Annotated in this window: 12 protein-coding genes; 1 reads left to right on the top strand and 11 read right to left on the bottom strand. The window is 47.6% G+C overall.

Annotated elements, in window-relative coordinates; translation table 11 throughout:
- Window positions 1–57: 57 nt before the first annotated feature.
- From AELLOGFF_RS04165 to AELLOGFF_RS04135, 7 genes are all read right to left on the bottom strand, one after another.
- Window positions 58–813 (bottom strand): SDR family NAD(P)-dependent oxidoreductase, encoded by a 756-nt coding sequence (locus AELLOGFF_RS04165; protein WP_159267492.1) that lies wholly within the window; start codon window positions 811–813, stop codon window positions 58–60.
- A gap of 39 nt (window positions 814–852) precedes the next feature.
- Entirely contained in the window at window positions 853–1,974 is a 1,122-nt protein-coding gene (locus tag AELLOGFF_RS04160; RefSeq protein ID WP_159267491.1) for a helix-turn-helix transcriptional regulator, read from the bottom strand.
- Between the two features lie 178 nt (window positions 1,975–2,152).
- Window positions 2,153–3,181: a 4-hydroxy-2-oxovalerate aldolase gene (dmpG, locus tag AELLOGFF_RS04155; protein ID WP_159267490.1), complete on the bottom strand. Its 1,029-nt coding sequence runs from the start codon at window positions 3,179–3,181 to the stop codon at window positions 2,153–2,155.
- A 12-nt stretch (window positions 3,182–3,193) separates the two neighbouring features.
- Complete coding sequence (locus tag AELLOGFF_RS04150) at window positions 3,194–4,111, bottom strand: acetaldehyde dehydrogenase (acetylating) (RefSeq protein ID WP_159267489.1); 918 nt, start codon at window positions 4,109–4,111, stop codon at window positions 3,194–3,196.
- A 43-nt stretch (window positions 4,112–4,154) separates the two neighbouring features.
- Entirely contained in the window at window positions 4,155–4,946 is a 792-nt protein-coding gene (locus AELLOGFF_RS04145; RefSeq protein ID WP_419183916.1) for a fumarylacetoacetate hydrolase family protein, read from the bottom strand.
- Window positions 4,946–5,779, bottom strand: a complete 834-nt coding sequence (locus AELLOGFF_RS04140; RefSeq protein ID WP_159267488.1) for an alpha/beta fold hydrolase — start codon at window positions 5,777–5,779, stop codon at window positions 4,946–4,948. Before AELLOGFF_RS04140 ends, AELLOGFF_RS04145 begins: the two co-directional genes overlap by 1 nt.
- 179 nt (window positions 5,780–5,958) lie before the next feature.
- Window positions 5,959–6,819, bottom strand: a complete 861-nt coding sequence (locus AELLOGFF_RS04135) for an SDR family NAD(P)-dependent oxidoreductase (protein ID WP_159267487.1) — start codon at window positions 6,817–6,819, stop codon at window positions 5,959–5,961.
- A 229-nt stretch (window positions 6,820–7,048) separates the two neighbouring features.
- Between AELLOGFF_RS04135 and AELLOGFF_RS04130 the strand changes: the two genes are divergently transcribed.
- Window positions 7,049–7,414 carry a DUF3703 domain-containing protein gene (locus AELLOGFF_RS04130; protein ID WP_159267486.1) on the top strand — a complete coding sequence of 122 codons (366 nt, stop codon included), beginning with the start codon at window positions 7,049–7,051 and terminating at the stop codon, window positions 7,412–7,414.
- A gap of 7 nt (window positions 7,415–7,421) precedes the next feature.
- Here AELLOGFF_RS04130 and AELLOGFF_RS04125 read toward each other — a convergent pair whose 3' ends face one another.
- The 4 genes from AELLOGFF_RS04125 to AELLOGFF_RS04110 all read right to left on the bottom strand — a co-directional run bounded on the left by AELLOGFF_RS04125 (window position 7,422) and on the right by AELLOGFF_RS04110 (window position 11,924).
- Window positions 7,422–7,769 (bottom strand): PBPRA1643 family SWIM/SEC-C metal-binding motif protein, encoded by a 348-nt coding sequence (locus AELLOGFF_RS04125; protein WP_159267485.1) that lies wholly within the window; start codon window positions 7,767–7,769, stop codon window positions 7,422–7,424.
- Between the two features lie 84 nt (window positions 7,770–7,853).
- The gene (locus AELLOGFF_RS04120; protein ID WP_159267484.1) at window positions 7,854–8,231 is read right to left on the bottom strand and encodes an STAS/SEC14 domain-containing protein; all 378 of its coding nucleotides are present in this window, start codon (window positions 8,229–8,231) and stop codon (window positions 7,854–7,856) included.
- Window positions 8,232–8,448: 217 nt separating this feature from the next.
- Entirely contained in the window at window positions 8,449–9,402 is a 954-nt protein-coding gene (locus AELLOGFF_RS04115; RefSeq protein ID WP_159267483.1) for a transglutaminase family protein, read from the bottom strand.
- Entirely contained in the window at window positions 9,399–11,924 is a 2,526-nt protein-coding gene (locus AELLOGFF_RS04110; RefSeq protein ID WP_159267482.1) for a circularly permuted type 2 ATP-grasp protein, read from the bottom strand. Before AELLOGFF_RS04110 ends, AELLOGFF_RS04115 begins: the two co-directional genes overlap by 4 nt.
- Window positions 11,925–12,031 lie beyond the last annotated feature (107 nt).

Below are 12,031 nucleotides of genomic sequence, written 5' to 3'. Positions count from 1 at the left end.
TTTCGTGAAATTCACAGTAATATTACATCTATAGTGCAGGCTGAGATGCCAAAGCCATCAGCGTATAAATGCTTGACCACCATCTATAGGTAAAGTGTGACCGGTAATATAGGCTGCATCTGGGCCACATAAAAAGACCACAACTCGCCCTACGTCCTCTTCACAGTCGCCCACGCGGCCCAGAGGCACCGTGTTCAAAAACGCTTCGACATCGTCACCGCCGCTCTCAACCCAGCGCCCCATTCCAGGAGACATCGCTAAGGGCATAATGCAGTTAACGCGGATATTATCTTGCCCCCACTCACAGGCTGCCGCGCGGCTCAGGGCCCGAGTCGCCTCTTTTGCAGCCGCATAGGCGCCAAAGCCACCAGAATCTGAACGCATCGCCGCCGAGCTAGCAAGATTTACAACACTGCCATCACCCCGTAAAAAGGGATAACACGCCTTCATAAATCGCAGGGTTGCCAAGGGGCCAGAATCCATACCGTCAAGGTACTCATCGTCGTTTATTTCGAGAAGGTTACCCAGTGTGACTATCTGCGCGTTATTGACAAGAATATCGACGCCGCCAAATTCATCGACCACTTCCAATACTGCGGCATCAATATCGTCGGCCTCGGTCACATCACAAACAAAGGCTTGAGCTTCGCCACCACGCCGATGAATCTCGGCACAGGTTGCCTCCAGCTTAGCCAAAGTACGCCCAAGGACCGCCACAATCGCTCCCTCAGCCGCCAATGCAAAAGCGATACCGGCACCAACACCTTGACCACCGCCGGTCACCAGCGCAATTTTATTATGTAAAACAGCCATTATTCACACTCCCATTACGAATGCGAGCCGCCGACTGTTTTAGTCTGCCAGCTGAGCCACGCTTTTCAGAATTAACCTCACCAACAGGGTTTGCCTGCTGACACCGGTTTTTGAAAAAATCGACCGCAAATGGGTGCGTGCGGTATTGCGGCTCATGCCGAGCGCCGCCGAAGCTTCATCTAGGCTTAGACCATCGGCCAGCAATAAGGAGAGCTGCGCCTCTGTTGGTGTAAAGCCAAACAACTGAATAATAACGGTAACTGGCGCTTCTGCACCATATTCTGGGTCACTGATAAAAATTGCCACGGTCGGCACTGACTTGCCTTCTGACCACTCGGTGACAGGCACCGGCCTTGCAATAACCCCTAAATCAGAGAAGTCGCCGTCTCGTGTTACCCGCATAGCTTCGACCACGGCGGGCTCATCGCCACCGCGGTGTTCCAAAATACTATTAATTAAGCGCTGTAATTTTTTTGTTGTAGCCTGATCGCCTAATAATAACTGCCCATCCTCGACTCGGACATCGGGCTCGCGAATGATTAAATGCTCTGCCATTCGATTACACGTCAGCACACGACCATCTTCATCTAGAATAATAGTCGCCAGTGACAAACTTTCCACTGCACCCGCGTACAAAGCACGTTCAGATTCAACTTTATTCAAGCGAACGTGAAAACGCAGGGCACGCTCTAGGTGAGGAAGCAAGGCATATATCAAATCGCGATCAGCCTGACAGAAACTGGCTGAATGCTCAGTGCGGGCAACCCGCAAGCCGGCGTTCATTTCTCCAGGCACAACAATATCGACACCCAAAGAATCATATAAACCAGCAGGTTTCATGCATAATTTGTACAGTTCGCTATCTAGCCAGCCTTCCCCCGGCACCATTTCCATCAGGCTCTTCACTTCGCCAGGGCGTAATGACTGAAAGGGATCCATAGCAAACAGCCGCTCTTGATAGCGGGCAATGCCTTCAAGATTGCCACCAACAACCCTCAAAACACCACGCCCCTTTTCTGAGGGTTGGTTAAGTACCAGTGTCACCGACACCGCATCCATCATTTTGCATAGCACAGACAAAAAGTCTTGCCATGGCTCTTCTTCCAAAGGACCTTGGTAAATGGTTGCAACGAGTTCATCAAAGGCGGGATCAATAAGCATAACAGCGGCAGTAAAACCTTATTCATTATTAGACGCGCCAGTATAACTGAGAAAATCATCTAGAAAAGGCTTTCCTCATAAGCTCTGTCAATATTCAGTATAGTGAATAATTTAATGCCACCTAATCACGCTTACATTACACCACCCTCTAAAATTTCTCATTTATGGACGAATACGCTTATATCAGCCCTCGTGCTTTCGCCATGTCTAGGGCCAAGTCTTCAATCATATCTTCTTGACCACCCACGGTACGTCGGCGTCCTAGCTCCACCAAAATATCACGAGATGACACCCCATATTTGGCTGCCGCACGCTTGGCAAACAGTAGGAAAGAAGAATACACACCGGCATAGCCTAAGGTTAATGAATCGCGATCAATACGAATAGGCGCATCCATAATCGGCGTCACTAGATCTTCAGCAACATCCATTATCTTATACAGATCAATACCATGCTTAACTTCCATCCTATCCATAACAGCCACCAACACCTCTAGTGGCGTATTACCCGCACCTGCACCTAAACCTGCCACAGAGCCATCGATACGATTTGCACCAGCCTCAACCGCCACCAGTGAATTCATAACCCCTAAGCTAAGGTTATGATGGGCGTGGAACCCTAGTTCCGTTTCAGGTTTCAGTTCCTTACGTAAAAGTGCAATCCGCTCCTTCACTTGGTCTGGCAATAAGTACCCAGCGGAATCTGTGCAATAGATACAATTTGCCCCGTAGGACTCCATGAGCTTAGCCTGCTCAACAATCTGATCCGCTTCGATCATATGGGTCATCATTAGAAAACCAACGGTATCGAGGCCCATTTGCGCCGCCAAGCCAATGTGCTGCTCGGATACATCCGCTTCTGTGCAGTGGGTGGCAACACGAATCGTTGTCACGCCTAAATCAGCCGCCATTTTCAAGTGATCGACAGTGCCAATTCCCGGCAACAGCAATGCCGAAATTTTTGCCTTTTTCACCACCCCAACAACCGCTTTTAAGTACTCTTCATCAGTATGGGCAGGAAAACCGTAATTAACCGATGCACCACCCAAGCCATCACCGTGAGTCACCTCGATCAGCGGCATACCGGCCTCATCCAAGCCCTTGGCAATGGCTGTCATTTCTTCCAAAGAAATTTGATGTTGTTTGGCATGCATACCGTCACGCAGACACATATCATGTAATACAACTTTTTTACCGCGTAAATCCATGTTCGACTCTCCCTAGACCGACGCAAGTGATGAAAGTGAAAAACGTCCAGCCAGCATTTCTTCTGCAAACATTTCTGCTGTTCGTAAGCCCGCCGCCGTCATGATGTCTAAATTACCGGCGTACTTAGGTAAGAAATCGCCCAAGCCCTCAACCTCCATGAACATGGAGACCCGGTTGCCATCAAATACAGGGCCGTTCTTAAGTCGATAACCGGGAACATATTTTTGAACCTCGGCTACCATTTCAAGCACGGATGCTCGTATTGCATCTTGGTCCGGTGTGTCATCGGTAAGACAGTGTATGGTGTCTCGCATGATTAACGGTGGCTCAGCAGGGTTTATCACGATAATGGCTTTTCCGGTTCGTGCACCGCCTACTCGCTCTAGAGCACCAGCAGTGGTGCGGGTAAACTCATCAATATTTTTTCTAGTACCTGGGCCAACCGATTTCGAACTTACGGTGGCAACGATTTCGCCGTAACTCACAGCCTGAACTCGGGACACAGCCGCCACCATCGGTATGGTCGCCTGCCCACCACAGGTCACCATATTGACGTTACTACTGCCCGCAGCAAGCGCATCTTTTAAGTTAACTGGGGGCACACAATAAGGGCCAATTGCTGCAGGTGTCAGGTCTATCATTAACGCACCCTGCTCATTCACTAAGCGTGAATTTTCGGCGTGAACATACGCCGAGGTCGCATCAAAACACACCTTTACACCGTCGGCTTTCATGCTCGGCAACATGCCAGCCACCCCATCCGCCGTCACCTTTAAACCCATTTCATTGGCCCGTGACAAGCCCGGTGAATCAGGATCAACCCCAACCATCCACACCGGCTCTATCAAGCTAGAACGCATTGCCTTCATGAGCAAATCGGTACCGATATTACCGGGACCAATGATTGCCGCCTTAATTCTTTCTGCCATCTTTCTACACTCTCTTCATTAACGCCCAGCTTATCAATTCAGCTCAAACAAACTGTACCGACGCACGACCAATTCCATGTAATTGCATTTCCATTTTGTCTCCAGCCACCACCGGCTCTAAAGGCACCAGAGAGCCTGACAAAATGACCTCACCCGCTTTAAAAGGAATTCCGAACCGCCCCAAGGTATTGGCCAGCCACGCTACCGCCGTCAAAGGATTCCCCTGCACCGCACTGCCTACCCCCTCGCTAAGCAGTTCGCCATTTTTCCAAACTGTTATTTTAAGCTGAGGTAAATCATGCTGATTAGGGTCTGCTGTCTCATCGCCCAGGACATATACCCCGCACGACGCATTATCGGAAACCGTATCTTGAATACGAATATTCCAATCGGTAATCCTCGAATCAACAATTTCAAAACACGGCATAATACATTCGGTAGCGTCAAGCACATCTTGCTCAGTCACACCGGGCCCCAATAAATCTGACTTAAGCTTGAAACCAATTTCGGCCTCAGCACGAGGTTGAATCAAGTTTCCAGCTACCGAGATATCCGCGCCATTTGGGTAGGCCATTGCATCGGTTAAAAAACCAAAATCAGGTTGATGCACACCTAACATGTCTTGAACTACTTTACTGGTTACCCCAATTTTTTTACCGACAACTTTTTCACCATCCCCTTCAACTCGACGCTTCAACATTTGCAATGAAATGTAATAGGCATCATCTAAACTAATCTTTGGCTCTAGCTCTGTTAACGGCGCCATGGGTTTAAAACTGCGCATGGTTTCATACAGTGCATCACCAAGTTTATTAATACGGTCTTTCTGCATCATTAGTCGTATCTCAAGAAATCAGCAGTAGTTCGATTAAACATCTCGCGATGCTCAACCATGACCCAATGGCCACACTGCGACACCAACATTAGGCGGATATTGGTACAATTTTTAGCGAGGGTTTGAATGCCGGTTTCCGGCATCATTTTTTCATTTACACCCCAAAAGGCGAGGACGGGACAGCTAATTTCGTGCAAGCTAGCGGCCATATTTGGCACGACCATCGAGCTAATGACCTGACTATTTTGTTGTTGAAAAATACCCCAGCGCTCATTAATTAACTGCTCATCAACAACGCTATCGTCGTACACCAATCCCCGGCGAATAAAATCTTCTAAACGCTCCGGCGCCATCGGCCCTGAAGTGAACACTTCTTTCATTATTTGCATGCCGGGCATCTGAAAATAGTCTGCTTGTTCCTCTATCCCGCCTGGCGCCATTAAGACTAGCTTTTCAATTTGAGAGGGATTATCTAAGGTATATTTTATGGCAATCGCACCACCCAGCGAGTTACCAATCAAGGAACAACTGCCAACACCCAAGTGATCTAATAATTGCGCTATGCACTCAACAAAAACGTCGAGGTGGTAAGCAATATCTTCTGGCTTATCAGAGTAGCCATAACCTATGAGGTCGGGCACTATCACTCGATAGCCCTGTTCAGCTAAATAAGGATAATTATATTTAAAATTACTGTGGCCACTTGCACCGCTACCACTGCCATGTAAAAAAACAACCACCGGACCATGACCATAATCTATATAATGTAGGCGGTGTCCATTGGGCAGTTTGGCATAGTTTTCCTCTGGTAATCCCGCTACGTTCACTGCCATTGTTATTATTCCCCGGTACAAAATATTAAAGAGCTCAAGCGTGTTAGCACTGCTAAAACAATGCTAATTCACTCTTTTACACCATGATAATAGTACCGGTTTGGGCCAAGCTCCCTAATACCTCAAATGGATGACAGCATATGGGTAGTCGCCCCACTATTACTGCTTTGAGTATTCAATCACTGAACCACCACGTCGCTGAACTGGGTTTCATCACCAAACATTAGCCTCGGCGACGGCGGTAAACGTCCATCAATATCCGTTAAGCCATACTCAGCACCAAGCTCTGCAGCAAACCAAATCTTACCGCTGCGCGCCATCCGCTCTTTATCTGCTGCCAGCGCGCTAATGACTCGGCCGGTAAACTCTGGTGACTCCGCCATCGCCATCATTTCACCATATAGCTCTGGATCAGCATCGAAAACCGCCTGAGTACGTTCGGTTTTTAACAGCCCCATCCACAATGACACCACAGCAACCTCAAAAGGAGCAAAATCCACCGCCATATCATGGGCCATTTTATCAATAGCCGCTTTACCCGCTCCGTAAGCTGGGCCATGCATATAACTCCGGCCACCTGGCGAGGAGGTGTTAACAAGGAGTCCACCGTGCTTTATAAGCAACGGGGCTGCGTAATACGCGGCGACATAGCTCGACCTCATCCCAACATTTAAAATATCTTGCAGCTTAAGGGGTTTCTGCCAAAACGGACCGGGTAGGGTTAATCCGTCGGGAACAGCAAGGGCATTATTGACAAGGATATCCAGCTTGCCATGATCGCGCTCTATTCGCTGAAACACACTGGCAACCTCGTCATCATTGCCATGATCACATATTAGGGGGATACCAATCCCGCCACGCTGATTGATGTCCTTGGCCGTTGCATCCAATGTACCCGGCAAAGCAGAATCACCTTCAACCTGACTGCGACCCGTTATATACACGGTTGCGCCGGCATCAGCTAAAGCGAGTGCAATCCCTTTTCCCGCGCCACGCGTTGCTCCCGTGACTAATGCAATACAGTTTGAACCTAAAAACATCACCACCTCTTATTGTTGTTTTAATTAATAAAGTAAACTGAGCAGAACTGGGACCGTCGCGGCCACATAGGGATTAAGCATAGTCGAGTGTGGCTTTAATCACCCTCCCTCGGATAGACGAGACTGACAGGCCTCAGCGACTTAATAACAATACCTAGCGCATTGTCAGGACAATCACTTTCGCTTATCTTTCAGCTATGGCCTGAATTAAATAGATGGGTGATTAACTATGCGGAAATTCACAAAAAATATTGCGCCCCATGTCAATAAAGAGCTGGGCTTAGCCCTTAAAGCTAGACACCGTAGAGACACCGCCAAGGAATTTACTCACTTGGAAAATGCTCACGTTCTCGGGCAGGAATCAACATATCAACACACCAAGGTTCACTGCTTAATGTTGATGTGGGGAATACGGCAAGGCGATTTTCGAGAGATATTTGGGCAAGTTTTTAGAATTATTGGTGCAGCGACAAAAACAAGCCTGGGGCTCGTGCCTAGTGGAAATACTGGCGGAAGTAATATCAGCCCCTTTGCCACTCGTCCAATATCATCTAGCCACGCCCAGGCCATTATCAATGCCAAAAAAACGAGATAGGGATTATTCAGGCGCTAAGCGCACAACATTTTTTGTATTTTTTACCACTGCCGCAATAACAGGGATCATTACGAGCAGGGGTTTTCTCAACTATTTGCGTCCCTTTATTACTTAACATCACCGTTAATTCAGAGATATCTTCAACCGCGAGCTCGCTGGTATCAATGGCAATATCCGCATACAAGCCAGCCTCAGTCACCATCGCTTCAAGTTCAACCTTGCGCTGTTCGCTGTTTACCACCAAATTAAGCGGGTGTTTTTTACTACCGGCTTTCACCACCGCATTAGTCTGATAACCATGGTTGATATGGCTTTGCCGCGCATCTTTGCGGCCCTTAAAGAAAAACTTAGACACGTTTACTACCTTATCGTTAATCGAAGATAACTAAAACCCAAGGCACAATACGGCGAAGTATCTTCATTGTCGCTAAAAAGTTGCTTATTTTTCATTCAGCCACGATATAGCGTCAACCTCATTATCAAAGTACTTAATCTCTCCAGCAACAAACCATGCACCCACTTTTGCCGCCAACTGCTGCCATTTTTTATTCCCATATATGGAGATTTTTTCAAATTCATTGCCGTGCTTTAAACCAATTTTAAAATCATCCCACGCAGCTCTTGCATCCCAGCCATCTAACTCTGTCCCGTCAATAAGGGCTTTCACTTTTGGGTTTTTCACTTCCGCCAAGGCTGAATCTATCAATGGCGTAATGATATTATAATCATCGTGAGTTAAAGTCCCTTGCGCTTTTAAAGAAAGGAAAAACTCACTCCCTGTTCTTTCGATTCCTATAGATAGACCATGTCTTTTCATTTTCAGAATCCGCCTCTTCTAATCAAGTAAAACCCTAGACTTTTACACAGCGCTATTGTGGTCCGCAATACACAATCCATATACAGATGTATTGACGTAACACGCTAGTATTTAAAGTTAATATTGTTTCGCGCGCTAATGTCCCAAGCTCAAGAGGCAACACCCCTTTTGCCGCTACTTTATATCGCTCTCGCAATGCTAAAGACTCTGGCTCTAATCAGGACTGGGACTGGGATTGACCCTGCGATTGCGGGGGAACGTGAGGTACAGAGCTAAATCCGACAGGATTTCCCAGCTCAACTCGTGATACGTCCACGGCCACGGATAATATCTGTTTACCACCCCCGCCAAAGACAACCCCTTTTAACGGAGTGACGTCGGAGTAATCTCGACCCCATGCAGTGGTAATATGTTGATCCTCTGGCATGACATTGTTAGTTGGATCAAAATCCTGCCAGTCATCACCCGGTATATAGACAGCAAACCAAGCATGAGAGGCATCTGCCCCCTGCATTTTCACCTGACCTGGTGGCGGCAAGGTTTCAAGATAGCCACTTACATAACGAGCTGAAAACCCTAAACTTCTGAGCACGCCGATCGCCAAGTGCGCAAAGTCTTGGCATACTCCGCGACGATTTTTTAGCACCTCGTCTAATGGCGTTGCCACCGTGGAAAACCCTGGGTCGTATTTAAAATCTTGAAAAATTCGTGTGTTCAGCGCACTTACTGCTTCAAGAAAGGGCTTGTCAGGAAGAAATAAATCTCGACCAAAGTCTGCTAACACCTGATTAACCGCAATCATAGGTGATGTAAAACAAAATTCAGAGGCAAACATATCTTCTTGCTCAACCCCTGAGCTCAAAGCAAATAGCACTTCTTTGCAGGTTATTCCGCCACTCAATAAGCGCGGCTCTGGCGGCGCAACGTCAACCTCACTGTCAACAATGACCTCCAGTGAACGGTGTGGCCGCTCAAGGGTAAAATGACACACTACGTTACCAAAATAATCGACCCGTTTTATTCTGCTGGTTGGCGCAGGAATGATGCGAATATCACTAAAATTCACTCGCTGGCCATTGCAGTCTCGCGGAATTAAATACGCAACGTTATATCCCTGATTTACTTGGTCGGCATATTCGTAACGGGTGGAGTGCCTTACCCTGTATTTCATGAAACACCTCTACCGCTCATTTCCACGGGTTGCGGCCCCATTGCGTGATCAAAATAACGATCTGCAATAGCTTGGGACGCGGCCTTAAGATCACTGTCTAATTGCGTCAACAATTTACCCAGCCGGAGGTGCTCGCCGGTTTTCTCATCGCGCTGCGCAATTTCATCCAAGGGTGTTAGTAATAAATTATTTGTGGCGCGCAGAATACAACGCATATCATCACTCAGCTGAACGCCTTTATTTGGACCTTCAACGTCTTCCAAATGATTGCGCAAACTCTCTAACTGAAACATGACGGATCGGGGGTTTTGGCGATCAAACAACAATAGCTCCATACCCTTATCTAAACGATAACCACTGCGATAATAACGCTTATACACTATTCGTGATTCTAAACTTGCCAATACCGGCTTTAACAAAGGCATACCTTGGCCATCGCTTTTGCCGGGAATTAATATATGGCTGAGAAGCTCAACAGATTTTTGCGCTCGCTCTAAACGACGCCCCATTTCCATAAAGCGCCAAGCACGACCACGCACCATACTTTCTTGGCTTAAACCACATAGCGCCAGCAAGCTGGTAATCAGTGGGTCTAGCAATTCTTCCGGCGCGGCCTGCAAGCTGCTCTCAAGGTTCTTGTTTAAATACTCCATGCCATCACGAATGTCATTAACCAAACGCAGCATATCGTTAGACAGCAACTCTTTTACACCGTCTGCTGAATGTAAAATAGCCTCAAGGCAATGAGCAATACTTCCCGGTCTAGAGCGATTTGACACTATATCAAGCAGCTCATGCTCTGGGTTTTCGAAGTCAGCCCCTTTTGCCGTAAAGCCAGGAAAGGTGCCGGTAACTTTAGTCACTGAGCACAGTAATATACGGCGGTTATCGGGCGACAAGGGCTCAATACTGTTGAGCTCTTCAAAAGCCGTTCGAACCAAACGCAAACCAGATTCTGCGCGCTCCGCATAGCGGCCAAACCAAAATAAATTATCGATAACACGACTAGGCAGACTGAAATTTCGGTCCATCTTTTGGCGAGCTAATTTTTCCGGTTCAAAAACACTGTCTTCTATTTCCGGTTCGGATGCCAATATCCAGGTATCTTTGCTGCCACCACCATAGTGACTAACAATGTGCTGGGTATCGGTGTGAGTACCGACATGAGTAAGACCACCCGGCATAACACTGTAAGAACTACCGCTGGCAACGGTAAAGCCACGCATAACCAGTGGCCGGCTACTAAACACATTGCCATCTAGGGCCGGTGTCTGAGAGGGTCGCACCGCACTCTGGGCTACGTAATCTATCGGGTTTGCCAATACCTTCGCCATTAAGGCAGCGCGCTCTTCTGGATTAAGCTCTGCCACAAACTGGCTATGACGTCCGGGCATACGGCAGGTATGACGAATTAGCAGGTCATCAAAATGCGCTTTGACATACTCCAAGTCATCCGCATCACCACACCACCAAGTTGGTACTGAGCTTAAGCGCAGATCGCGACCAAGAAAATGTCGAGCAATGGCAGGCATATATTTAGCCAAAACAGGACTTTCTAAGATGCCGCTACCCAGTGAATTGGCAATAATGACACCACCGGCCCGTGCCACCTCGGTTAAACCGGGGACACCTTGACCAAAACTTTGCCGCGAAACAACAGGATCTGCCACGCTGTCATCGATTCGACGCACAACAACATCAACTTTGCGAAGGCCATCCAAAGATTTTAGCCACAGCGCACCTTTACGGACGGTTAGATCTCGCCCCTGAACCAGCGGATAGCCAAGATAGTTGGCAAGATAGGCATCTTCAAAAGAGTTTTCTTTAAATGCACCTTGGGTAAGGTAAACAATTAACGGCGCATCTTTGGTGGGACTCAATTCCGCTAATTTGCGACGCCATTGCAGAAAAAAGTTGGAGAGACGATGAACATGCGCATCGCGGAAGAGACTAGGCATTACCCGTCGCAAAACGGTTCTATTCTCTAAGGCATAACCTGTTCCCGACGGTGCCTGTGTACGGTCACCTATAACCAACCATTCACCGCTAGCTGAACGAACCAAATCTGCGGCATGAAAAATCAGCTGGTGTTCGCCGGGTAGACGAATTCCATCGCAGGCACGCAAAAAACCTGGATGACTAAAGATAGCGGCCGCTGGAATAACTTTACTGCTGATGAGCGTTCGCTCACCGTATAAGTCACTTAAAATTAAATTTAAAAGCTCGGAACGCTCGCGTAATGCGTTCTCGATAGACTCCCACTCCTGACTCGACAGGATCATCGGCAGTAAGTCTAAGCTCCAAGTATGGCTTACATTGAGCTGATCGCCAGGACTGTAACTGGCGCCATCATCGCGTAGAATACGCTTAGCCGTTCTCTGGCGCTCAAGTAAGGCATCCATACCCATAGCGTTAAGTACGCGCATTGGATAGTGCCAATGCTCTCGCACTTTACCGTCAGGCCCCATAACCTCGTCATATTGGTCATGTTGCGGTTTATAAACAAATCGATCAGTTAACATGGATGTGATGCCAAAAAGCGTGCGTCGAGTAAAAGAAATACCCAAAATAAAGGAATATCGCTACGGCCACATTCGCTAATTTGCATCGCAAAGTTACGAAATTGCAC

The organism is Zhongshania aliphaticivorans (genome assembly GCF_902705875.1).
GTDB classification, from domain to species: Bacteria; Pseudomonadota; Gammaproteobacteria; order Pseudomonadales; family Spongiibacteraceae; genus Spongiibacter; species Spongiibacter aliphaticivorans_A.
This window is presented reverse-complemented; position numbering and strand designations above follow the sequence as displayed.